This window comes from Paenibacillus nasutitermitis, assembly GCF_014641075.1.
In the GTDB taxonomy this organism is placed as follows: Bacteria; Bacillota; Bacilli; order Paenibacillales; family Paenibacillaceae; genus Paenibacillus_Z; species Paenibacillus_Z nasutitermitis.
Window position 1 is genome coordinate 520,732 of sequence record NZ_BMHP01000001.1, and the last position, 25,805, is coordinate 546,536.

Sequence of the window (25,805 nt, forward strand, 5' to 3'; positions counted from 1 at the left end):
GCTGTGCCGCCGTTTTCTTTTCCCGGTATTATACGATTCTATCAAATGGTCCATACCATTAACTTCACCTTTTCATAGAATACCTTAACTGACTATGTGCAAGGGAGGAGGGAGGATGAAGATTGTCATTACGGGAGGTGCGGGATTTATCGGTTCTCGGCTTGCTGCCGCTCTGATTGACGAGGGTCACGAGGTTCTGGTACTGGATGATTTGTCATCCTGCCCGCCTGGGGCAATTCCGGTGAATGCGCGATTCAAACAGATAAGTGTATGCGATTCGGATATCCCCCGGCTTATTGAACAGGAGCTTCCGGGAGCGGTGTTCCACCTGGCGGCGCAAGCCGATATCAGCCGGTCGCTGATAGACCCGGTTGCGGATTTGACGACCAACGTCATCGGTACGCTTCAGGTTCTGGATGGCTGCCGGCGTGTCCATGGCTGCAAAATTATTTTCATCTCTACGGCAGCTGTATTTGGCGATCTGAATCCGTTCATTCTGACAGAGGAGATGTCGGTAAAACCAGCCACTCCTTATGCGTTATCCAAAAGAATAGCCGAACGGTATACCGAATGGTTTTACCGGATTCACGGTGTTCCTTTTACGATATTAAGGCTGTCCAATGTTTACGGGGCAGGTCAGAAGCCCGGAGGAGAAGGAGGGGTAATAGCATTTTTTATGGAACAGCTGCGGCTTGGAGAGCCTTTGGTAATTCATGGGGATGGCAGTCAGGTTCGCGATTTCATCCATGTAAAGGATGTTGTCCATGCCTGCATGCTTGCACTTGGCAAAGGGAATCAGGAGACGCTGCATATCGGCTCAGGCGTGCCCTGGTCGATTATTGATTTGGTTCGGGAGCTTGCAGCCATCAGAGGCGGAGCGCCGCCTGAGACCATATATGCGGAAAAAAGGAGTGTCGACAGCCTCCGCAGCCTCTTTAATCCCGATAAAGCTTCACTGGTGCTCGGCTGGAAGCCGGGCATCCGGTTTGCAGAGGGACTCAGAGCCACTTATGAAGACGAGCTGGGAGCTGCCGGTGTCTCTTTCATCGACAGTGAGGATGGAACTAAGGATACAGATGAAGACCTAACGCTGCCATAATATTGATAATATCGGCCATCAATAGGCGGTCATGGATCACAGACTCCATTTCAGCAGAATGGCAGCCTCTGTCAATCCGCCGCCAAAGCCGTACAACAGACATATATCCCCCTTGTGGATCCGGCCGTCGCGGATGGCGGCATCCAGCGCCAAGGGTATGGAAGCGGCGGAAGTATTACCGTATTGTGCCATGCTGGTTAATGTTTTATGAAGAGGTATCCCTGTTTTTTCGCAGACAGATTCCACAATCCGCATATTGGCGCTGTGCGGAACAAACCAGTCGATGTTCTCCGCAGTCATGCCGCTGCGCGCAAGGAGTGCCGCAATGCCTTTGGGAACTTGGGTTACGGCCCATTTATACACCTCGCGGCCATCCTGAATAATTTTTCCTGAGGTTTGTATAGGGTGTCCATCTATAGCGGAAGACAGACTGGAGCGGTAAAGATGATGCCCGCTTCCACCGTCGGTCAGTGAATACGAGCCCAGCAGAGAGCCTTCGTCGCTATGTTCAAGCAGAACGGCGCCTGCTCCGTCTCCAAACAGAATACAAGTGGAGCGATCGGTATAATCCGTCACTTTGGATAAAGTCTCCGCTCCAATAATAAGAATTTTGCGGTGGATGCCGGTCAAAAGCAGACCATTTGCAAGCTGAATAGCGGCAACAAAACCTGCGCAGGCTGCCTGGATATCAAGCGCGCCGCATGCGGCAATCCCGAATCTGGCCTGGACCCTTGCCGCCATACTCGGAAAGAAGGTATCGGGCGTTGAGGTTGCGACGATGACATAATCCACATCCTCCAAACTCACGCCATAACGGGCTTGCATATCGGCTACAGCTTCAAAACACAGATCGCTGCAGAATTGTTCAGCCGATGCGATGCGCCGCTCCTTAATGCCGGTACGCTGCACAATCCATTCATCATTTGTATCCACCAGCTTCTCCAAATCATCATTGCTGAGCGTTTGATCGGGAACATAAACCCCAAATGCGGTAAGTTTGGCCTGTGATTTCAAGTTGGGCATCATTTTGGCTTCAACTCCTTAATACTTGGTATTAGTACCAAGTTCTAATTTCTAAAGTCTAACACAAAACTGTAATGCTGTGTTGGGTAAAAGGTCAGATATTTAGAGAATATACTAAAAAAGAATAAAAATACATGCTTCTCCATCGCCTTTACCGCTTGTCCATTTCTTGGTCATCATCCCGACTACCGGACCTTCTTTCATTTTCTGGTAGTCTACTTGATTGATTTAAGTGTACAATGGGGAAGTATAATCTTTGCACTGTATCGTCCTTATCAATAATAAAATCCTCTTATTTTATAACGAATCATAATCCAAGTTTCTCATAACCGTTTGAACGTAATTGACATTATTTCTGGAGGGGTTCGAATGGAAATTAGACACTGCGTCGCAGGGACAATATCGAAATCCGCCGAAGCGCCGGGAGGTGGCATGCATCCGTTCTGTTATGAAATTCTTTATATTACCGGGGGGAAGGTCAAGTTCAAGTGGCGAGGGAATGTCTGCGAAGCGGAAGCGCCGGCTGTGTTCATTCTGCCCAACTCTACCCCTCACGAGCTGGAGAGCTTGGTGACTGAGGCGAAATACCGATTTCTGGAGCTTGAGGACCTGGAAGAATTCCCGTTTACCAATGAACAAGTGGATGAATGGAATTTCATGCAAGCCCACAAGGATATCTATTCTAAAATCGTGCTCGCGTCTTCGGTTCTTCAGTCTCTGGATTTCGTCTATCATCTCCAATCGACGGGCCTGGCCGAGCAAGATTCGAATCTCGGTGGGGTATGCCTGCTTGAGATTCGGAAGACGTACAAGCTGATCGCCCATATTCTGGGGATGTCGAAGAGCGGGACTGCCATGCTTGATCCAAGGGTGAAGCATAAGTCCCGAGCCGCGGTCGATTTACTGATCGATTATCTCGATTGGCGTTATAAGGAGAATGTTACGCTGGAAGCGCTCGCGGAGATCGTTGCCTTGGATCCCTCTTACCTTGTGAGACTGTTCAAGAAACATATGAAGATGACGCCGTTCGAATATCTCCGGGATCTTCGCCTTAAAGCCGCGGCCAGTTACTTATCCGGAAGCGACATGCCGATCAGCGCCATCGTTCAGGAGACGGGTTTTAATAGCGTTCATCATTTTACGAGGCTATTCAAGAGCCACTACGGACAAAGTCCCGCCGAATGGCGCAAGCAGTTGAAAGCTCAAGGTCTTATGGCTTGAGGGAGGGGAAGCGGATGAGAAAAACACTGATGATCTTGATCGCGAGTATGCTTGCGGCGACGACGGTACTTATAGGCTGCGAGGATGCGAGTGAGCGCCGGTCGATCACCGAGCCTCAAGAGGTCGTAAAGCTAAGCGTTTCCGGGTACAAGGCCGGCTCGGAGATTGGGGCGATCCCCGAGCTTAACGATCTCTTCATGAAGGAAAACCCGGGGATTGAGGTCATCTACGAAGGGATGCTTGGTATTCAGTATGCCAAGTTTATTCAAAACAAATTCGCGGCAAACGACGCGCCCGATGTGATCATGCTTCATCCCGGAGAAGAGCACTGGGGATATGCGAAAATCGGCTTCGTTCGCGATCTGAGCGAAGAGCCCTGGGTTACTCGATTTACGCCGACGGCGCTGGAAGCCGTCTCGCTGGATGGAAAGGTGTACGGAACTCCCAATGACACGGTCGTGCTGGGCGTCTTTTACAACAAAGATTTGTTTAAGAAGCTTTCATTAAAAACGCCTACAACCTGGAGCGAGTTTCTGGCCGTATGCGCCCGGCTGAAGGAAGCGGGGGTGACGCCGATTTCGATCGGCAATTACGACGGCTGGATGACGTTGGTCGCCTTATTCGCGATGGGTTCCTCTCTTATTCATGACCCGGACTTTACCCAAAAAATCAACGCCAGGGAAATCAAGTTCAACGGGACGTGGAACGACATGGCGAAGATGTGGTTCGCGTTAGACGATATCGGTTATTTGACGCCGAACAGTACAAACGTAACGATTGATCAAGCGCAGAAGGACTTTACCGACGGTCGCGCGGGGATGTTCATTAACGGCAGCTGGGCGTTGGACGGGTTGTTGAAAGCGAACCCTGATTATCGGATCGGAATGTTCGCTATGCCGGCTGCTTCCACTGAAGAAGACACGGTCTTGACCGTGGCAGCGGGGACGACATGGGCGATTAGCAGCAATACGAAACAATTGGATGCCGCGCGCAAGTATTTGGATTTCTGGGCAAGGGAGCAAACATTGAGACGATGGACGCAAACCCAGGGCGCCTTTCTTACTTTAAAAGACAAGGTAAGCTACGTTCCCGCGGAATTGAGCGAAATATACGGATTCATCGAAGAGGGCCGTATTCACGAGTATTTGTCCAATCGCTGGGATCAAAGCGGACCTGCGGTCGATGAATTGATGGATTCGGCCCAGGGGGTATATTTGGATGCCCTGACCATCGAAGAAATGCTGACGAACGTTGACGACGCATGGGATAGGTCGGCCAGCAACGGAGGAGGATTCCGATAGACCGACTAATTCCTATTAGGGAACTGACTCAGGGTATTGAAATCATTCGAAATATTCTAGGGACCTTGACGGGAGCAGCCGTGCTGCTCTCTATTGCGCTTTCGTTACTATTTCGGGGACCGGTATGGATTGACGTCGAGCGGGAAATCCGGTAAAGGGATGATGGTCGAGATTCGGATGTTAAATATGAAGGAGGAGGGTGTGAGGCGTGCCGACGATTATGGTCATCGATGACGAGGAGATGATTCGCACGGGGATCGTATCTATTATCAGGAGACTTGCTCCCCAGTGGCGCATCACCGAATGCAAGGACGCTCGAAGCGCTATCCGGAGCTTGGGCGCCGACCGGCCGGATCTTATGCTGATTGATATTTCCATGCCGGGCATGGACGGTCTGGAGTTCTCGCACTACCTGAAGGAACAGTATCCGGATATTCTGAAGATCGTGTTAACCGGCCATGACAAATTCGCTTACGTTCAAAATGCATTACGAGCAGAGGTTATGGATTATTTGTTGAAGCCGATCATCCGCGAGGAGCTCGTCGGAGCTCTGGGGAAAGCGGAACGGTTGATCGGCGAGCGAATGCAGACGCGACTGCGTGCTGCGGAGGAAAGGGCAACAAGATTGCGACATTCGTTGGTGGATTTGCTTTGCGGATTGCGGGAGTCGGAGGACCAGTTGAAACGCATTTTAACCGAGGAAGGTTGGCAGCTCGAATCGACAAAGTATTCCCTTCTGGTGTTTGTTCGAGATGACGATGGGTTTGACGCGCTAGAGGAAGAACTGTCACAGCAGGTAGAGACATTTCAATCCAGATTCAAGGAAGAGGAGCATACCTTTGCTTTCTTCGCGGACTCCCGTCATTTCTTTGTATTCAGTACGGGGTTGGCTCTCCCATTAGAAGAAATGTGGGGCTGGTGGTTGAACACGTGGTCTTCATCGTCGGTGGATCGTTCGTTGAGCGGCGAATCGTTAATCAGGGGAGCAGGCGCTTCGTTCTCTGCGTTGGCAGAAATGCCCGAAGTATACAGGAACCTGATTCATGAAACGTATAGATCGGACAACGCGCGCAAGAAACCGGACGCCCGAAACGGAGCCGACCGGGATCGGATCGATCAAGAGAACCGGCTCCTGGCCGCGTTGGAGACGAACGACTTCGAAGCCCTTTTGCATTCTCTTCAGGACGGCTTTAACAAGATAAAGCATCAGACCTTGGAACATCCTTCCATGATACGGCTTGGGATATTTCATTTCTTGTTGATTATGCTTCTGCCCGTCCTGAATAAGACTGAATCGAAGTTGAGCTTAGCTATGCGGGAGACTGTTGCGGATGTGCTTTCCCGGTTGTCCCTGCCTGGGTCGAAGATTCATTTGATGACATTTGTGTCTGAGTTCGAGTACCAGCTTCGAACGCTGGTATCCAATCTTCCGGACAATATGAAACAAAACAAAGTGATTGAGATCGTCAAAGACTACATTGGCAAAAACTATGGAGACAAGACATTAAGATTGGAAACGTTGTCCAAAATCGTGCATATGAACGGGAATTACGTCAGCAATCTGTTCAAGGAAGTGACCGGCGAGAATTATCTCGTTTATTTGACATCGGTCCGAATGGAGCAGGCGAAGAGAATGCTGCGGAACTCGACGCTGAAAACCTATGAAGTCGCAGATAGCGCGGGCTATTCGTCGACGAAATATTTCTGTAAGCTATTCCGGAAATTGCACGGAATGACGCCGTCGGAATACCGCAATCGTTCGCAGGGGCTGGCTGGATCGGACAAAACGTCTGTAGAATTGTGAAAATATCAGAAGATTGATGCCTATTCGTAGAAGAACATTTCGTATTACGATATAAGAGAGCGCTTTCAATCGTTTCAAAAAAAGGAGATGGTTATGATGGGACAATGGAAAACCAAGAGAAAGGCTAGGGGAGCGCTGCTAATCGGCATCGCGCTACTGCTCGCCGTCGGCGGGGGGAGCGCTTCGGCTTCCGGGACGGGAGAGTTCCATGTCGGAGCTTTCCAGCAGCCGATGGCCAAACCGGTTGACTACAACACGAACGCGAACTGGTCGAATATCGCAAACGCTTATCTAGACAGAATGGTCTCGATCGAAACATCCGGAAATGTGACTTACAACAAGGCGGAGAACGAGAACGGTATAGCTAACAGCTACTCGAATGACGTTCAACTGTTCGTAACCGATAGCGGCCTCTATAATTTCCAAAGTTATACGCCTTCGGATTATGCTACGTTGGAAAGCCGACTTGCTCCGTATAAGGCGGATTCCCGCGTGTCCGGTATTAGCTTCAAGGACGAGCCGATGGGGTGGCATATCGAAGGGTATGCCAACACGATCCGGCGCGCCAAGGCGTTCGCGCCACAGCTTGATGCTTATATTAACTTGACTCCGAGCTTCGCGGAAGATCACTTGCAGCCAAAGCCCGGCAGACTCGCCCTGTCCAATTCAGGCGCCCAGCAGTCGGGCACGTACGTGACTTCGTCGCAAAGCTTGGGACAGACGGTCAAAATTCCGGCCGGAATGAATGTTCTTCATGGCGTGGATTTGAAAATCGACATGCGGCAGTGGTCCTCCAGCGAGACGATAACCTTGAAGCTGTGGAATAGTACCGCCAAAACGTCCTTGATCGCGCAGAAGAGCTTGACCGGAAACGGCAGCGCCGACGAATATTGGTTCTATCCGTATTTTGAATTCAAAACGACGACAAGCCCCGGAGCAGCGGTAACCCCTGGGGCGACCTACTACCTCGAGCTGACCCACAATGGCGGCGGAGACAATTCGGTTGGCTGGGTGACACATTCCACCTCCAATCTATATGCGGACGGAACCGCGTACAAGGGTGGTGTGGCGCAAGCTTACGATCTCTTCTTCAGGCTCTACAACGAAAGGGAGAACACGCGGGACATTCTCTCTTCGGGAAATGTCGACGGGGATTATGTTTCCAATACGACCCGTCTCGGGCAAACCTTCACGACGCCGGCCACCGTCAACCGCAGAATTCATTATATTCAATTAAACATGGATGCCGGCCAATGGAGCAGCGGGAATCAGCCGATTACGCTCACGCTGTGGGACAGCCCGGCCCGGACGAAGAAGATCGCATCGTCCGATACTTATACGAGCTCGAACAATGGCAATTACCCGCTCTTTAAGCTCTATTATCCCGTTCAGCCGAATACCAGCTATTACTTCGAAATAACGAGTTCCAGCGCAACGCCTCTCGGATGGGTAACGAAAGGGACTACCAGCACGTATGCCGGCGGACAAGGATACAAGAACGGGACGGCCCTCGCCAGTGGCATCGACTATTATTTCAAAGTCGTGTTCGGCAGTTGGTACGAGAATACGATCGACGATCTGCTTGAGATCAGCGGCTCGGATGAGCTGATGTTTGATAATTATCCGTTCCTGGGAGGCACCGGCTTCGACGGATCCTACTTCCAGAACGCGGAGTTGATCCGAGAGCGGGGACTTGCGCACGATGTACGATATGGCGGTTTCTTGCAAAGCACCAAGATCGCCAACAGCGACGGTTCGTACGTCAAGTACAGGGGGACGAACCTGTCCGAAAAAAGATTTAACGTCTATACGTACCTCACATACGGATTTAAGAACATGTATTGGTTTACGTATTGGCAACCCAAACCCGTACTAGGCTGGAACGAGTACTTCAGCGAAACTCCTGTTGCTTTGGATGGGACGCTGCAGCCGGGCTATTACGATATTCAGACGTTGAATCGGGAGATGTCTAACCTGGGGGGCACTTTGAAGGATCTGACATCGCAAGCCGTCTATCATTCCGGCTCGACGATTCCGAAAGCCACGCTATCGATTCCGGCGACGTTCTTCGTCCAGCCTGCCGATCCGGCGCAGCCGCTTATCGAAGGCTACTTTACGAATGGCAGCGGGCGCAAGTACGTCATGCTTACAAACCGGGACTACGTCAACTCCCGTACGGTAAGCTTTAATTTCAATCCCAAACCGGCATCTTTGACAGAAATCTCCAAAACGACCGGGCTGGAGGTCGGCACCGGATTTACTTACAATTCTGCGACGGGCGTTCTGACGATCACGTTGGATAAAGGCGAGGGCAGGTTGTTCGCTTTGCCGACGGCTTAGATGGACGCCGTTTTTCCCGGCAAGCCTATAAAAGAAACTGGCGTCGATATTCCTTCGATGCCGGTTTCTTGTTTTTCGATCATGGAAGTGGCGACAACCAACGAAATGAGCGGGTGATGAATTGTTCCGCAAATTAAATCAAATCAAATATAAGATCCTGATTGCAAACTTAATATTGCTTCTTTGCTTCAACTTGCTCACGGTATGGTTTTGGAGTGAACGGTTTTCTACAGATGCAGAAGATTCGGCGAGCACCTATATAACGGAAATGCTGCGTGTTTCAAATGACAATTTTGAGGTCTCATTAAAAGATATCAATGCCATCGTGAATATTGCTTCAAATGATGGCCGATTTATTGAAGTGCTATCGCATCCTGAACATATTTCGGGAGCAGAGTACTTACGTGACTCTCGGGTAATAAAAGACTATTTATTAGGATTGTTTACGTACAAACACTATTTAAATGATATTTTGGTGGCGGATTTAGGAGGCCGATCATTTTCCAATGGCAACACGATTTCACTTGAATATTTAATGAAACAGGACTGGTACCCTGAATTAATAAACACTGAGGGCAAGATGGTTATTATTCCCCCCCACTTTAATTCTGATCGTGCTTCTGTATCGATGAATTCGAGTGATAAGGTGATCTCGATCGCTAAGCCAATCATGGACGAGGGAAAAGTTCTTGGTTTCATAATCGCCGATGTGCGCAGTCAATTGCTGACCGATGTTTTCCACGGTAATTTATCAAGCCAAACTCAAATGATAGTCGCAAATGCTCTAACAGGAGAAGTTATTAATGATGCGGAAGCACGAAATCAGTCGTTGCCCTATAGTTCGGATAACCTTAAGCGTGTCGTAAGTTCGATCGAACAGACGCAAGGAAGCTTTTACACACAGGTTGGGAATAAAAAAGTCTTAATGGTGTATCGATACTCTACGATATCAAATTGGGTCTTTATTGGAATTGTGCCCAAATCAGCTTTAATGGAGCATTTCTATGATTCGAGGAACGCCAACTTATGGATGACCGCGTTATTTGGTTTGATCGCAATTATTGCATCTGCATTTATATTTTCTTATTTAACAAAATCGATCCGCCAATTAAATCGAGCGATGGAACAAATCGATCACAATAATTTGCAAATTAAGGTGAAGATTAAATCTCATGATGAGATTGGACAACTTTTTCGTCAGTTTACTTCAATGGTGGAGCGGATACGCAAATTAGTTAGCGATACGAAGAAAAAAGAAGAGGACAAAAGAAAAGCGGAGCTGCGGGCGCTTCAGGCTCAAATCAATCCGCATTTTCTTTACAACACATTGAATACGATCAAATTCGTTTCTATTTTGCAGGGCTCCTATGATATCCAGAATATTGCGGAGTCTTTGTCAAGATTAATGCACATTAATATGCAAGATAAAGTGTTTATTTCGGTTGAAGAAGAAATGGAATATTTACAGTGTTACTTACAAATACAGGAATATAAATACAGCAATAAATTCACGTATAGTTTTTCCATTGACCCGGATATTAAGCTGCTTCGAATCCCTAAGTTATTGCTGCAGCCTTTTGTCGAAAATGCCCTCATTCATGGAATCGGTCCTATGAAAGGACAGGGACTGCTGATCGTAAAAGGCTATCGCGAGTCAGGTCAGCTTAAATTTGTTATTCATGATAATGGACTTGGTATGGACGATACCCAATTGAATGCAATTGTGGATGAAAATACTTCCGGTAAAGGGCTGGGTGTTCGAAATGTTATTTCACGAATCCGGATGTATTTCGATGAACAAGGCAAAGTATCCGTTGTCAGTGAAAGAAATTTATATACCATTGTGGAGATCACATTGCCGATCATCAATAACGAGAAGGAGAAATGGCATGCTTAAAATCATTATCGTAGATGATGAATTATTATTACGAACGAATATCAAATTAATGGTGGATTGGCAGAGCAATGGTTTTGAATTATGTGCCGAAGCAACGAATGGTGTGGAGGCGCTCTCTTTAATCGGGTTGTGGAACCCGGCTATTATCATTTCCGATATTCGCATGCCCGTGATGGATGGTCTTCAATTGTCCAAGGAGATCAACGAAAAATTTCCCCACATAAAATTAATTGTATTAAGTAATTTTGACGACTTTGAATACGTTAGAGGGACTTTGAAAAATGGAGCCATTGACTATTTATTAAAGCATAGTCTCAATGAACAAGTAATATTAGAATCCCTTGAGAGGGCTAAATCGCATTATTATGCTCAATCAAGCGGAGTTGTTAATGAGAAAACACAATTAGAAACAAGGTCGGCACTCAAGCAAAAGTTTCTTATCGGATTGCTAACAGGTTATATCCATCATGAAGCAGAAGCAAAAGGACATATTCGGGCATTAGGATTACAAATGGAGCTTACACGCATCATACCGGTTATTCTCGAAATCGATCATTTTCAAGTCCTTGTTGCAGAAAGAGGGCTGCGCGAGGAAACGATCCTTCAATTTGCAATCGAAAATGTCATAGAGGAAGTACTTGAAGATCATGGAAATGGGGTTCTGAGTCATGTATCAGGAGGCCGATTCGTCATTTTATTCTCGTTCTCGGCAATACGCAGTGCAGCATTACTTGAAGAAGCTCTTCGATTCGTTCTAACCCGTATTGATTTATGTTTGAAACGATTCGTGAAATTATCTGCCAGTATCAGTATTGGCATGATGTGCGATCGAATTGCCAATTTGCCTGCGAGCTATGAAAAAGCGATTCAGTCCCTGTCAGAAAAGTTCTATCAAGGGAAAAATGTACTTGTCCGCAGTGGAGAGAAAGAAGCAGTTCGTGTAAAGGTTCTTGGTATAAGTACAAACGACGAAAAGAACTTGTTGGCTAATTTACGATTGCGAGATCAGGAAGCTGTATATTCAACACTGTCCGCTATTTTCGGGAAAATAAAAGAAGAAAAAATTGCTCAATCAAGTGCAAAAATGATGTTCAATGAGATGCTTGGCATCTTAAGCAGAGTTTCCAAGGAAAGTATGCTTGATATTTCTAAAATTTATAAGGATAAAGAATCTCCATTCGAAAAATTGACCCGCCTGGAAACGCTTAATGAGGTTCAAGATTGGATTCTCTTGCTATATGAACGGACGATTATTCAACTTAAAGAGAGCAATAAAAGTAAATTCTCAGTCCATGTGAAGATTGGAATTGATTTTGTAGAACGGTTTTATCATAGGAATATATCTCTTACTCATGTCGCCGATGAAATTGGATGGAGTGCTAATTATTTTAGTTCGCAATTCAAAGATGAAGTAGGCATCGGCTTCTCCGAGTATTTAAATGATTATCGTGTTGGCAAAGCAAAGGCCATGATTATACAGGGAGAAAAGGATTTGAAAGAGATTATCAGGCAGTGTGGATTTAATAACTATCCTTACTTTTTTCAAGTTTTTAAACGAAGAACCGGGATGACCCCAAAGTCTTTTATGGAAAATAATCCATCGTAGAAAATTGTAGTTTTCCATAAAACTTTATAATCTTCTCGATCTCCTTCCCAAGCTAATATTGAATTGCAACACCAGTATAAATACGGAGGGCATGGGAATGCGAAAAAAAACAAAGTTAGTTTTATGGGGGACACTTGCGCTAGTTCTGATGTTGGTGACGGCGGCATGTGGTAATGGAGGCTCTAACAACAAGGTCAATGCACCTGATTCCTCGACAGCAAATTCGTCTGCAGCAACGTCGCAGTCGGGAGAGAATTCTGAAGCCCCTAAAGAAGTAAAGGAAATATCATTGCTTATGTTCGCGGATTGGTACAAAAGCGGTTTTCAGGCGATTGAGAACGATATTAACAGTCGTTCAGAGGAGCTTGGTTTTAAATTGAATGTGGAGAAAATCGTAGGAGGAGCGCAAGGGGATAACCTGATCAAGGCTAGATTTGCTGCAAATGAGCTGCCGGATCTGTTAGCCATTTACGGAACCAATTGGATGAAGAATAATCTGAATGGTTTGGGCAGCTTTCAAGAATTAACGGGGGATTGGACAAAGAACTACCCGGAATCCATTATGAGTACAGCTAACTTCTCGGATGGCGGTAAAGTGTATGGTATTCCATTCGATAACGTTAATATTTTAGGCGTATTTTATAACAAAAAAATCTTTGATCAATTGGGCTTGCAACCACCACAAACCTATCAGCAATTTTTGGATGCCTGCGAAAAAATCAAACAAGCTGGAATTACACCGATCTACTTGCCAGCTAAGGACACCTGGACTGTAAATGCTTTTGAGCATGAAGCTTGGTTCCGTATGAACGAACCGCTCGGATCTATCTTTGAAAAGATAAATACCAATCAAGCTCGATATGCAGACTACCCGCTTTACAAGGATGCATTTGTTAAACATAAAGAATTGCTGGACAAAGGATATATCCAAAGCACTTATTTGTCGGATACCTATGATTCCGCGCAACAAGCAATTGCCAATGGTACTGCTGCTATGACGATTAATGAGACTTGGATTATGGATGCCATTTCTTTGAAATTCCCTGATAAGGTCGACGATATTGGAGCATTTCGCGTACCTTTTGATGAAAGCAAAATGGCAAGTCTCTTCCTGCCTTTCCAAATGGCAGCGACAAACGACTTCGAGGATAAAGAGCTATTAAATCGGTTCATCGCCTATTTCACTTCCAAAGAGACGCAACAGAAGTTCTATGATGCTCAGGGCGGTATTCCAGCAATTTCGGGTGTAGATTCTAAATTGGCACCTGCTCAAGCTGATTTGAAAAAACTATTGGATGACAACCGTGTAAGTCAATTTTGGGCTGATCTTGCTCTCTATAATTCTGGAGATCAGAATGCTTCTGTACTCGATTATTTTACAGGAGGGAAATCAGTAGACGATATTCTCAAGGCCATGGATGAAGCGACAACAAAGGCAGCAAAAAGCAAAAACGATCCTAATTGGAAATAGAAAGGTGTGGAAGTGCGTTCCATTGTTTGGAACGCCCTTCCAATAGTGGGAGGCACAATCATGTCTAAACAAAAACTCTATCCCTATACCATGTTAGTCCCGGGCTTACTATTGTTTACCGTTTTTTTCATTATTCCAACTTTTCAAGGCATGTACTACTCGTTTACAGCCTGGGATGGTTTTACTGCACGGTGGGTGGGAATGGAGAACTTTCAATCCTTTTTTATGCAGTCCGAACTGACGAAAATCGTCAAAAATACAATCCTATTCACGATTGTGACCTCAATCTTTAAAGTATTATTCGGACTCATTCTGGCTGTCTTGCTTAGTCGAAAATGGACTGCTGTCGGTTATGTTCAGACCATTTTCTACGCGCCCGTAATACTAAGCAACATTGCCGTTGGTTTAATATTTGTTTCACTGCTTCATCCTGAAACGGGCATTGTTAACATGACATTACGAGGTATAGGCTTGGAGAATTTAGTAAGGGATTGGCTGCATGATCGTACTATTGCTCTATACAGCGCAAGTGCTGTAGAAATTTGGAAATGGTCCGGATTTAACATGATCATCCTCTTAGCGGGCATTCAGACCATATCCGGCTCCTATTACGAGGCGGCAAACATCGATGGTGCCACTGCATGGCAGAAATTTATTCATATTACGTTTCCGCTCATCATGCCGGCGTTCAATAATATTTTGTTGTTGAATTTGATCGGGGGTCTGAAGGTATTTGATATTATTTTTGCAACAACTGGCGGCGGGCCTGGTACCGCAACTGAAGTCATTAACACCTGGATTTACAAATCATATGGATCAGGTTTTTTAGGCGAAGCAAGCGCCGGTGGGTTCATTCTTGCATTCATGGTAGCGCTTGTAGCCGTTCCTACGTTTTCTTTACTTCGTAGGAGGGAGGTTGAACTATGAACGTGTCCAAATGGAGAAAAATCCGGTTTCATCTGATGGCCATTCCGTTTTGTTTCCTAATTCTTATTCCCTTCTATTCACTGGTCGTCAACTCACTCAAAGATAAGGCCGGAGCAGCCCAGATGGATTTATCTTTTCCATTCAAGATGCATGTTGAGAATTTCTCTACGGTTTATAGAGAAGCCCACATATTAAGAGCGCTGAACAACAGTTTAATCATTACGGGCTGCGCCGTTGTCTTCATTATTTTGTTTTCCAGCATGACGGCTTATGTCATTGAGAGAAGAAAAAGCAAAACAACGAATGTACTTATGGGTATTGTATTACTCGGAATGACAGTTCCGGTGTTTATGGTTCCAACCTATATGATCGCAAAGCATTTACATCTAACAGACAGCCTATTGGCTATGATCTTCGTCAGTATTGCCTTGAATTTTCCTTATGCTGTATTTTTGTACACGGGATTTTTTAAAACAATACCACGGGAAATTGATGAGTCTGCCATTATAGACGGTACTGGACCCTACGTATTATTTTTTAAAATCATCTTTCCATTGTTATTGCCCGTAACGGTTACCAATGTCATTATACAATTCCTGGCTGTTTGGAATGATTTTGGTACTGCAGTGTATTTTCTCAATACACCAGAAAAACAGAATTTGGTCATGACGACATTTCTATTTTTCGGAGCACATGCTGCTGACTGGAACCTCGTATTTGCGGATCTCGTATTTGTATCCTTACCCGCATTGATTGTTTATATTGTTCTTCGGAGATTTGTAATTTCAGGACTCACGACGGGAGCTGTAAAAGGATAACTTAAAATAATGGGGAGGGAAATGATTATGGTTTTAAAGAAAGCTTTAGCAAATATTTGCGTGATTTGTTTGGTAAGTGTGATTGTGTTCTTGATTCCTGCTTACTCTCATGTTTCAGCGGAGTCTTCGGGGGATGCCTATATCAATTACGATAGTGTCAGCAAGTCATGGACACTCGGTACGGGTAGAGTCGAGAAAGTTCTTCAGTTGAATGGCAGCGGACAGTATTTGCTTAAAAGCTTTAAGAACAAAATGACTAGCCGGGAATATATTCAGAATGGTCAGATTTCGGATGAGTTTTCCATAAAAGTCGGATCCGTTACGTATACAGGTTCGAGTACGGGATGGACATATGATGCGCATGCCATTACTACGTTATCGCAGGGCGAGCTCCAATTGGTGGTTACCTTTCACAATAGCGTTATAAAAGTAAGTCGTACCTACATTGTATATCCGTCTACTGGAGTCATTCAGGAATGGTCCGATTTTCAGAATGTGTCCGGAAGCAATCAGACCTTCATAAATCCAAGTATGTTCAGACAACGAATCATGATGAATGATATCAGTTCAACCGACTTTCATTATATGACCGGCGGGATGAATTTTACTGGCAGCCATGTGTTGAAAACGGTTGCGGCTTCTGGTGGTTATGCTCGTACATTTGATTCGTATGACGCTTCTGAAACTATGACAGTTGATGGTCAGTGCTGTGGACAATGGAACAACCCCAAATACGAAGGCTCTGCTATTTACAATCAGTTTTTCGCATTGAGGAACCGGGGGCAATCCGACGGCGTCTTCTTAACGTTTGACTATTTAGGTCATTGGAATTCGGAGATGGGCAACTTTAGTGGGAATTTTTTGATGAACGGAAAAGTTATTATGCCGGGTAAAACCGTTGCAAACAATGCTTCAATTACATCCCCCAAAAGTATGACGGGTACATTCCAGGGCGATGTGGATGATATGGGAAATACCATTCTGGACTATATTTACAGATATAAGTGGGATTATACAAGGAGCTCGTATTTTGGACAAATAAAAGCTTCCCAGTGGCTAGGGATGCAGGCTGCACCCAATGTGGCACAGACCCCGAATGCGTTCCAGGCCATTAATAACGCACGATACATTGGAGCGGATAACTTCTGGATTGATGATGATTGGTACGACAAGAAAGGCAATTGGAACACGATTTACGGAGATGACTTCAAAGCGATTAATGATTACGCTGCAAAGAATGGAATGAGTTTTACCGTGTGGTATCCATCCTATCATGCAGACGCTGCTTCTACGCTTCTCGTGGAACATCCTGAATATCAAACAGCGAATGACGAGAATTCCTATTATGGCTATCATTTGAACAATGCAAGAACAGATGTTATGAACTGGCAGAAAAACTTTCTTAATGGCAAACAATCAGAATGGGGCCCCCATATGTGGAGAAATGACGGTCAGCCCGTTTACCCTGCAGGAGGTTATGTGGACTGGGCGCATAACACAACGGTAGGCGATGACAATGATGCCCTGGCGCAGTCTAATCATTTCTATGACTTATTAAAGCAGTTTAAGACGGATAATCCCAATGCGGGTATTTTCGGAGTGGCGTCGGGTGCAGAGACGCTTTCCATTGAAAGTGTCCGTTATACCGATGTTCAACAACTTTCGGATGGATATGTTAACCACTTATCAGGATATTGGACTTCTTTGATTGCTCCTCTTGATAAGCTGCTATCCGGGGCGGCAACCGAAAATGCAAACTGGCAATCGTATTCTAAAAATAATCGAGGAAATTTAAGCCAAACCTGGTTTGTTCAGATGAACGATGCTAGTGCAGCAGCTGATAAAGAAGGTTGGCGAAAGGATATAGACCTGTACCACTATCTCCAAAGTATTGGTGTAGCAGGAAGATGGAGCAAAGTTTATCGTCCGACTGTTAGTTCAGGCGACCAAACCTATTACTTACAAAAAATGAGCAATGACAATTCCAAAGGATATGTAACCATAAGACATGACAATTCCAAGATCGGAAGCAACGTTATCGTTTATCCTAAAGGACTTATTGCAGGTACCAGTTATACAATTACTTCGTTAGAAGGAAGTATTGCTGCTGCAACAAATACAGGAAGTTACTGGATGAGTAATGGTATTCCATTAACCCCTCTAAAGAGAGGAGAAGTTCTGTTCTTTAATGTTCCAAATCGACCGGGCGCGGGAGCAGATTCTACTGCACCTTCCGCTCCTTCAAATGTTACAAAAGCTCAATCTTCCTACTTAGGCAAAGGTGGAGTGGAAATAAACTGGGCTGCAGGAAACGATGATAATTGGGTGTCATATTATGAAGTTTTAAGGAATGGAGCGGTTATAGACAAAGTAGCCAAAGGAACATTTTACTTTGATAAGTATGGTACAAAAGTCGATTCCTATCAAGTTCGTACCGTAGATGGTGATGGAAATGTTTCATCCTCAAGCACAGCTTCGGCGGTGAATTCGAGTGTATATAAGATAGAAGCTGATTTTTCGAGCACACAAGGAAGAAACAATTGGTACTACATGGAGAAGAATGGGAGTTCCTACTCCAACATGACATGGAATGGCAGTGCGTGGAAGGGTGCCGGCACCTACAATCTTATTTGGGAACCAGGACAACTGCACCCGGATACTAACGATACGGTTCTTGCATGGAAAGCGCCAAGTGCAGGTACGGTTAGGATTAGTGGAAATGTTCTCAAGCACATTTCAGGTGGAGACGGCGTCAAAGTAAAAATGATTAAAAATAGTTCACAATTATGGCCAGCCGCAGGTTGGCAATCCATTAGTGGTGAGGATATCATTGGATTCAATCATGATATTGTAACCACAGTGGCTCTAAACGACATGATTTATTTTGTTGTCAATAAAAACGGTGATAATACTTTTGATGAAACGACGTGGATGCCGGCCATTGCGTATAATTCATCTACACCTGCCCCGACGCCGGATATTCCTGTCTTCCAGGCATCCAAAGATTTTTCTTGGTTACAAGGACAAAAAGGATGGTTTTACGGTCAGCAAAGCGGAAGTACCTACTCCAGGATGACTTGGGATAATACGAAGTATGAATGGAAAGGTGCATATACGTTTAACACGTTATTATCACCAACGTTTATGCATCCAGATACCAATGACACCGTAAAATCATGGAAAGCTCCTAAACCGGGTACTATAAGAATTACAGGCAACGTTGCAAAAGCTGATGCCGGCGGCGGTGACGGAATAAACGTAAAAATCGTTAAAAACAGCTCGCAGGTCTGGCCAGCATCGGGGTGGCAATTTATCGGGGCAACAGACAAGACGGGTTATAATTTTGATAAAACGGTAAACATAGCACAAGGTGACACGATTCATTTCATTCTTAATAAAAACGGAGATAATTATAATGATTTGACAAATTGGAACCCGAAAATCGAATATACCGTTGTATCGGATCCTTCAATAAAAGGCAGTTGGAAATTGAATGAGAACACAGGTACTACTGCTGGGGATTCTTCGAATATTGGAAATCATGGGCTACTAACGAATAGCCCGGTTTGGACGACGGGAAAAGCTGGTAGTGCGATTAATTTTGACGGTGTGAACAGTTTTGTGAATGTACCGAATTCAGCGTCGCTTGAAAATTTACAGGAAGGGGATTATACACTCGCTGCTTGGTTTAAAGCCGACACGATCCCTTCGGGCACTGGATCGGATAACAACGCGTTGTATGGTATTGTCATGAAACCAGGGTATCATCTGGGTCTCGCCTATGGTAGTGATCAAAAACTGATGTTGATTCATTATTTGAGTAATGGTGCAAATGTTGAGGCCAAAACAGCGACGACCTATGCACCTGGAACATGGTATCACGTCGCTGGTGTTGTCAGCAAAGAGAAGGGTACAGCAGAAATATATGTGAACGGCTCCTTAAAGCATACAGCCACATTTACTCCAGGCACTTCTGCAAAAGAATATAACACATCTCCTTGGTATATCGGTATAGCAAATCCAGGTGCTTCCACTTACCGATGGTCAACGGATGGAAGCATTGACGAGGTAATGATGTACAATAAGGCGCTGTCTGATGCTGAAGTTACAGCCTTGTACAACTCATACTAACATAAAGTGCCCCGCGGCAGCTGGCTAAAACAACGGCTGCCGCTTCTTTTTTATCCTTAGTATGGCTTCATCCCGTATTGCTGAGACACCATTCAATTATGGAGCAGCCAGATGCCTGAAGGAATAACGGTGGCGCACATCTATCTTGTCATCGTCAAGGTCGTTGGAAAAAAACTTACCAGCATAGAGCTTCCCCGTTCGGCAAACGCTATAAGCGGGCGCAAATGATACAGAGCTACGAAACGGAGGATGGCATATGCAGCGTAAATGGATCATGCTCATCGCAGTGGTTTCATTGATGGTTTTGCCGGCTGGCTGCTCAAGAAATCAGGGGCATCTGGGCAATAAAAACATTCAGCAAAACAGTATCACGTATGATATGAATGGCAATATGATGAACAAACGTTTTGCCAATGATCAGCTGAACGACACCAATCGGATGGACGGCCGCAGGCTCAACAGCAATAATATTATCGGGGCCCATAAGAATTACCGACTGGAAATGAGCAGTGAAATCGCGGACCGGATTAGGGAAATCAAAGAGATCGACACCTCGTACGTCATGCTGGCGGAAAATAATGCTTATGTCGCCGTAACCTTAAAGGACTCGGCCGGGAGCGGACAGTCTGGTGCTTTGTCAGCACAACAAAACACGCCTAAAGGCAGAACGGCACAAAGTTATTTACGTCCTTTAATGGGTATGAGATCGAATGCGGCCAACATTGAGGTCGCCTCTGAACTGAAACAGAAGGTCGCTCAGAAGGTGCAGCAGATGGCTCCGCAGATTGAGCATGTTTATGTTTCGGCATCGCCCGATTTTGTCCACCGGATGAACGCATATGCGGATGACGTCAAATTAGGCCACCCCATCCAGGCCTATATTACAGAATTTAATGCTATGGTCGACCGCATTTTTCCCACCCGATCCCGATAACGAAACGAACAACCACATGCAGCGAGCTGCACAAGCTCTTGCGGATGGTTGTTCTTTTTTCTGGGGAACTTGCATTTAATCCGTTACTAATGCGGAACAGAACTGGCTTAGACTGGTTCCCATCTTGCTTTTGAACATACGACCAAATGTATGAACATCGGAGTAGCCGACAGCGCAGGCGATTTCGCTGATGGACATATTGGTCTGAACGGCAAGCTCCTTGGCTCGTTCAATCCGGACCTGGCTTAAATATTCGAACGGGGTTACCCCGAACGCGGCACGAAATTTTACGATAATGTAATTCCGGCTCAGGCCAGAGAGCTCCTCCAATTCATGATGGGTCATTTCGCGGTTGAAATGGGCAGCTATATGATTGCGGATCAGCACCATTTTGGTTTTAATTTTATGCTGCCCTTCTGTCGTGGTTTCAAGCTCCTGCTTCCATTGGGACAGCTCGGCGAGCAGCTCCATCAGAAGCCCCTGGCATTGAGAATGGTGACTAAGGCCTGGCTGATGATAATGGGTAATCAGCTGCGTTAATTTCTTCTCTATCGCAAGGCCATTGAAATTGCCCAGCAGCCGGTTCTCTCCCAGAAGCCGCTGTACGGGATAATCCGAATCTCCAAAATGAAATAAAATGGAGATACAGATATACGGCTCGCCCGGAAGCTTCCTGAGCTCATGCAGCTGATAGGGGGAATGATAAATCAAATCACCCCGGCGGGTAACAATCGTATGTCCCTCGATCTCGTATTCGGCGCTCCCTTCCACTACATACTGAAACTGGTAATTGCTCAGCCTGCGTGGCGGTATTCCCCAATCAACGGGTGAGTGGAACAAATGGGCAAGGGTGATATAGGGGGGGAAGAAATACATGCCGGCAGCATGCTCAGGCAGGGAATGAACAATTATGGGCGTTGATTCATCGGACATTGCCATATCTCCTTAGGGAAAATGATAACGCTGTCAAGATGAAGTGATTATAATAAAGGAGAGTGATTTTAGCAACCTTTTTGTTACTTTCAGCTAAATACATCGACCTCTTTCTTCTCTTATACTACAGATAACAACTTTCTACACGAAGAAGGAGAGAGCAAATATGAAGACGTCTAAGATTGAAATGCCGGTCGTAGATGCACAGCTGCAGGACTGCATTAATGAAGAGCAGGCGAAGTTTTTTCTGGATAACGGTTTCCTGGTCATCCGCAATGTCCTCAAGGGCGAGGAGCTGAAGCTGATTCAGTCCGAAATGACCACGCTTTATGACAAAGGCGTGGCCGGGACAGACGGAGACCCGGATTATATGTACAGCAAGGGTGTGAAATCTGGCCAACAGGTGCTCAAACGGGTTGAATACGTCATTGACAAAAGCGATCCTATGAAGGTGCTGTTGGGCCATCCTTTTATCCTTCGTTCCGTAGAGAAGCTGCAAGGACCCAATTTTATCCCCACCTGGGACTCCATGGTGCTCAAAGCCCCCGACGAGGGCATCATTGTGCCATGGCATCGCGATGCGGCTGTGCCTGAAGGCTGCGAGGATAAACGCCCGATCTTTAATGTAGACTTTTATTTGGACGAAGCGGATTTGCAGACTTGTTTATGGGTCATTCCGGGGAGCAGCAACTGGTCTGCCGAAGAGGCGGATGAACGCTGCAAGCGTCCGGGCTTCTCGACGGAAGACGCCATTCCGGTGCCGATGCAGCCGGGAGATGTCATTTTCCATAATATACTCGTACTGCATGGTTCCCCTGATGGCGACGGCAATCCGATGAGGCGTACCGTCTATTATGAATTCCGTCCAGGTGAAATCGAGGCGGGATTCGGGCCGCATACGCTCGAGTATCTGGCACTCAAGCAGAACGTGCTGCTGGACTGCATTGAACGGCGCAAACAGGCTGCGTATACCGAAGGCGAGACGTCCTTTGCCTACAAGCCTACGGGGGGCTTTGCGATCAAGCGGGCAACCAAGCCGCAGCAGTACCGTTACCCCCATGAAAGCTACTGGCGGCAATAAGCTCCTGGAGTGTGAGGGAAAGCGATCCTGAAGACTATCCAATATCCGAATATCCGAAAAAAGAGGCCGGCCATGATCTTCATGGCTTCTTTTTTTTGCGTACCGCCCAATTTTAATCGGAATCGCACCACTGCAAGCGCCCCTTCATATGATAAGTTGACTGTATCCCTTAACCTTGTTAAACCATAAAAACCCGAGCAAGGAGGGGTGACAAACATTGAAGGGTAGCGACCAGAAAAGCAAGTTTCTACTAACCCATCGTGAACGCGAGGTTTTTGAATTATTGGTACAGGACAAAACGACCAGAGATATCGCACAGCAGTTGTTTATAAGTGAAAAAACTGTGCGGAATCACATATCTAACGTAATATGCATTGAAGCACACAATAAAAAAAGAAGCCTATTCTTCTGAAGGCTTCTCAGATTACTACCCGACTTAACAAGGCACTCAATGGGGATGATTCGATGGCTGCTTGCCTGTCAAACTATTTTCGAACATGTCTATGATTTCCAGAAAATGTTCGGCTTCACGGAAGACGTGATCGGCCAATAACGGATGAATAATGCTTTTGATTTTACAGGCTTCGATTAAATCACGGGCTGTTTTTTTGAAATCGCGAAGAGCTGTAACGGATACTCGATTCTGATCCAGAAATTGGTCCAGCAAGGGTACGGTTTGCGATTGTGGCCGCATAGACTCCAAGTCCTTCGCCTGGAATAACAATTGGTCGAATTCTTGTCCGAAGTGATTTGCTTGTTCAACCAGCTTCCGTTCAGACGGATCCAGCAAGTGACTGATAAATTTGGCATGGTCGGCCATGATTCTCAGGAAAAACACATTCTCGTCAATGATGGCATCAGCTAACGGTGCTAACCGCCCCTCATTTAATTCCCGTAACTGGTTTCGGAAATAATTAGCCTCCCTGCTTACATGATCAACGAGCAAGGGGAAATTATTGGCGCCGGGAAGCTTGCAGCTAAGTATTAAACCAAGTACTTTTCTCTTAAAGGCCCAAATATAGGACACGGCATTGTAGACCTCTTGATTGAAGCTTTTGATTACAGCCGGATCTGTTCCCAATGTGTATGCATTAGCCCTGTTTTCAATCGCCTCAAAGATGGAATAAAACTGATTGGCCTCATTAATTAATTGGGTGTCTTCACATCGAAAACCTAATCGAAGAAACAAAGAATGCTCTTTCATAATCCTCGACCAAAATCGAATTTCCTCTAAGGAACGTGCAACAAATAAATCGGACAGTCATAACACCTCCCTTTGATTCCGCTCTTCTTCTAAATGTATGAGGGTGTATCTTGGTCATATACCGTTTGGTCATCATAAAAAACAACTGACAAAACAGGGGCAACATGACCATGCCTTTGCTCATAACCTAATACGGGTGATGGCCATGGGCAGACGACCAGCGATTAGCCGGGGCGCAAAGAAAAAAGTGAAAATTAACTTCAATCCTGTCGAAGGCGAGATATTGGACGCAATTGCCAAAGCAATCGAACCCCAAGTAAATGCTGTATTAGCAAAGCATGGAGCAAGCCTGCGAATCAGTGTTAAAGAAATTTTGCGAAACCATGCAAAGGGGTGATCGGTCTGAATGCAAAAAACAAAACTGGCGAAAAAAAAGGGGGCGCGTGCTTATGTTCGCGTCTCTACTTTAAAAGAGTCGCAGAAGGACAGCCCTGAACATCAAGAAGGACTCATACGTGAAACAGCTGGGGGCGAAGGAATAGAAATTGAGCATGTTTACCTGGATAAGGGGACAGCTACAAATATCATCGATCGTGAGGATGTTCAAAACATGATAGAGGATGCGAAGAGCGGGGAATTTGATACGATCTATTTCGCATCCTTATCCCGTTTTAGCAGAGATACATTGGATGCCGTGTCTCTTAAGCGGATTATGGTTAACGCGCTTGGCATCCGGCTTGTATCGATCGAGGATCTTTATGACTCTTCAAAGGATGATAATGAGATGATTTTTACGATCATTTCATCAGTCAACCAAAAGCAGTCGGAGAACACGAGCACAGCGTCAAAACGGGGAATCAGGCAATCTGCGAAAAAGGGGAATTTCACAGGCACCATCGCTCCATATGGCTATAGAAAGGTCGTTATTGATGGCCGAAAAGCATTAGAAGTGGTTCCTGAAGAGGCTGCCATTGTCAGAGAAATATTTGATCTGTATGTGAATAGCAGCAGGGGGGAAAAAGCAATTGTGAATTACCTCAATAATGATAAGGAATTGCCAAGCCCCAAGGGTGGTTTATGGGGCCTGACTTCCGTCCAGCGGATATTGCAAAATGACAATTATACCGGATATTTGAGTTTTGGCAAGATGGAAAGCCAAAAGGTATATGAAGACCTGAATGATCTGCAAAACCGCCGAAAAAAATTGGTGCTGCGTGATCGGAGTCTCTGGGAGAAAACTGATTTTCAAACTCACGAAGCTATTATTTCACCAGAACTTTTTGAACAAGCTGTTATTATGCGGGATACCCGGGGCGGCGGTAAACGCGGGGGCCGGCGGGCTTTTGTTAACGTGTTTGCGAAAATGATTTTTTGCAAAGAGTGCGGGGCGGCTATAGTGACGATGGGATCCGGAAGAACATCCGACAAAACGAACGCCATTAAAATGTACCGGTACCTGATGTGCAGTCAACGAAGACGCCAAGGGGAGAAGGGCTGTTCAAATTCTGTATGGACTCCGTATGTTGAAACAAGGGATGCGATTATAGACGGAATAGCCGATCGAGTGGAACGGTTTGTCTCATTGGAGGATTCGAGCCTTACAACAGATTCAGCATCAGAGTTTAAGGAGATGGAATTTGAAAAGGAGACGAAAAAGCTTGAAAAAATGATTTCAGATCAAAGGAGGTTATTGTTCGAAGTTCGGAGGCAAAACCTGCTTGGAGTTTTATCACGTGAGCAATATACATTTGAGCGGGAACAATACGAGTTGGAAATAGCGGATTTAGAAAAAAAACAAGAGTCAATTCATCGAAAAACCAAGGATCGAAAAAACCGGAGCTTATACAGGAAAGAGATAAGGAATGCCTTTAGTATCCTGAGAAATGTAGAACTTGATGATCATGTTGAAAATACGAGGCTGACGCTGATGAAGCTTATCGATAAAATTGAAGTGGGAAAAAACGGAGAAGTGGATGTTTATACGGTTCTTGGAAAACTCTGATTGTTTTGCGTGC

At 45.6% G+C, this 25,805-nt stretch carries 18 protein-coding genes and 1 pseudogene; 16 read left to right on the forward strand and 3 right to left on the reverse strand.

The window, feature by feature from the left end; all coding sequences use genetic code 11:
* The first annotated feature begins 115 nt into the window (after positions 1-115).
* Positions 116-1,099 (forward strand): NAD-dependent epimerase/dehydratase family protein, encoded by a 984-nt coding sequence (locus IEY46_RS02180; protein WP_188988697.1) that lies wholly within the window; start codon positions 116-118, stop codon positions 1,097-1,099.
* A 36-nt stretch (positions 1,100-1,135) separates the two neighbouring features.
* Here IEY46_RS02180 and IEY46_RS02185 read toward each other — a convergent pair whose 3' ends face one another.
* The gene (locus IEY46_RS02185; RefSeq protein ID WP_188988699.1) at positions 1,136-2,125 is read right to left on the reverse strand and encodes a ketoacyl-ACP synthase III; all 990 of its coding nucleotides are present in this window, start codon (positions 2,123-2,125) and stop codon (positions 1,136-1,138) included.
* Between the two features lie 366 nt (positions 2,126-2,491).
* Between IEY46_RS02185 and IEY46_RS02190 the strand changes: the two genes are divergently transcribed.
* The 11 genes from IEY46_RS02190 (at position 2,492) to IEY46_RS02240 (ending at position 20,572) form a co-directional block, all read left to right on the forward strand.
* The gene (locus IEY46_RS02190) at positions 2,492-3,343 is read left to right on the forward strand and encodes a helix-turn-helix transcriptional regulator (RefSeq protein WP_188988701.1); all 852 of its coding nucleotides are present in this window, start codon (positions 2,492-2,494) and stop codon (positions 3,341-3,343) included.
* 14 nt (positions 3,344-3,357) lie between these two features.
* Positions 3,358-4,644, forward strand: a complete 1,287-nt coding sequence (locus IEY46_RS02195) for an ABC transporter substrate-binding protein (RefSeq protein WP_188988702.1) — start codon at positions 3,358-3,360, stop codon at positions 4,642-4,644.
* A gap of 208 nt (positions 4,645-4,852) precedes the next feature.
* Positions 4,853-6,448 carry a response regulator transcription factor gene (locus tag IEY46_RS02200; protein ID WP_188988704.1) on the forward strand — a complete coding sequence of 532 codons (1,596 nt, stop codon included), beginning with the start codon at positions 4,853-4,855 and terminating at the stop codon, positions 6,446-6,448.
* A gap of 93 nt (positions 6,449-6,541) precedes the next feature.
* Entirely contained in the window at positions 6,542-8,788 is a 2,247-nt protein-coding gene (locus tag IEY46_RS02205; protein WP_229750011.1) for a hypothetical protein, read from the forward strand.
* A 121-nt stretch (positions 8,789-8,909) separates the two neighbouring features.
* On the forward strand, positions 8,910-10,685 hold the full coding sequence (locus tag IEY46_RS02210; RefSeq protein WP_188988708.1) for a sensor histidine kinase: 1,776 nt from the start codon (positions 8,910-8,912) through the stop codon (positions 10,683-10,685).
* Positions 10,678-12,291, forward strand: coding sequence for a response regulator transcription factor (locus IEY46_RS02215; protein ID WP_188988710.1), 1,614 nt, complete (start codon positions 10,678-10,680; stop codon positions 12,289-12,291). The genes IEY46_RS02210 and IEY46_RS02215 overlap by 8 nt, the downstream gene beginning before the upstream one ends.
* Before the next feature lie 97 nt (positions 12,292-12,388).
* Entirely contained in the window at positions 12,389-13,762 is a 1,374-nt protein-coding gene (locus tag IEY46_RS02220; protein WP_188988712.1) for an ABC transporter substrate-binding protein, read from the forward strand.
* Positions 13,763-13,822: 60 nt separating this feature from the next.
* Positions 13,823-14,689 carry a carbohydrate ABC transporter permease gene (locus IEY46_RS02225; RefSeq protein WP_188988714.1) on the forward strand — a complete coding sequence of 289 codons (867 nt, stop codon included), beginning with the start codon at positions 13,823-13,825 and terminating at the stop codon, positions 14,687-14,689.
* Complete coding sequence (locus tag IEY46_RS02230) at positions 14,686-15,507, forward strand: carbohydrate ABC transporter permease (RefSeq protein ID WP_188988716.1); 822 nt, start codon at positions 14,686-14,688, stop codon at positions 15,505-15,507. The genes IEY46_RS02225 and IEY46_RS02230 overlap by 4 nt, the downstream gene beginning before the upstream one ends.
* A gap of 27 nt (positions 15,508-15,534) precedes the next feature.
* Positions 15,535-19,638, forward strand: a complete 4,104-nt coding sequence (locus tag IEY46_RS02235; protein WP_188988718.1) for a LamG-like jellyroll fold domain-containing protein — start codon at positions 15,535-15,537, stop codon at positions 19,636-19,638.
* Between the two features lie 256 nt (positions 19,639-19,894).
* A complete protein-coding gene (locus tag IEY46_RS02240) occupies positions 19,895-20,572 on the forward strand; it encodes a YhcN/YlaJ family sporulation lipoprotein (RefSeq protein WP_188988720.1) in 678 nt (225 codons plus the stop codon).
* Positions 20,573-20,647: 75 nt separating this feature from the next.
* Here the strand turns inward: IEY46_RS02240 and IEY46_RS02245 are convergent, their stop codons facing one another.
* Entirely contained in the window at positions 20,648-21,505 is an 858-nt protein-coding gene (locus IEY46_RS02245) for a helix-turn-helix transcriptional regulator (protein WP_229750012.1), read from the reverse strand.
* A 166-nt stretch (positions 21,506-21,671) separates the two neighbouring features.
* Between IEY46_RS02245 and IEY46_RS02250 the strand changes: the two genes are divergently transcribed.
* Both IEY46_RS02250 and IEY46_RS02255 read left to right on the forward strand, forming a co-directional pair.
* Positions 21,672-22,586, forward strand: coding sequence for a phytanoyl-CoA dioxygenase family protein (locus IEY46_RS02250; RefSeq protein ID WP_188988722.1), 915 nt, complete (start codon positions 21,672-21,674; stop codon positions 22,584-22,586).
* 217 nt (positions 22,587-22,803) lie between these two features.
* Positions 22,804-22,956 (forward strand): annotated as a pseudogene (locus tag IEY46_RS02255) (LuxR C-terminal-related transcriptional regulator); the annotation flags it as partial.
* 78 nt (positions 22,957-23,034) lie between these two features.
* On the opposite strand, the gene IEY46_RS02260 reads toward IEY46_RS02255, so the two are convergent.
* The gene (locus IEY46_RS02260) at positions 23,035-23,847 is read right to left on the reverse strand and encodes a DUF2935 domain-containing protein (RefSeq protein WP_188991615.1); all 813 of its coding nucleotides are present in this window, start codon (positions 23,845-23,847) and stop codon (positions 23,035-23,037) included.
* Positions 23,848-23,893: 46 nt separating this feature from the next.
* Here IEY46_RS02260 and IEY46_RS02265 point away from each other — a divergent pair, with 46 nt between their 5' ends.
* Both IEY46_RS02265 and IEY46_RS02270 read left to right on the forward strand, forming a co-directional pair.
* A complete protein-coding gene (locus IEY46_RS02265) occupies positions 23,894-24,187 on the forward strand; it encodes a hypothetical protein (protein WP_188988726.1) in 294 nt (97 codons plus the stop codon).
* A 9-nt stretch (positions 24,188-24,196) separates the two neighbouring features.
* Positions 24,197-25,792, forward strand: a complete 1,596-nt coding sequence (locus tag IEY46_RS02270; RefSeq protein WP_188988728.1) for a recombinase family protein — start codon at positions 24,197-24,199, stop codon at positions 25,790-25,792.
* Positions 25,793-25,805 lie beyond the last annotated feature (13 nt).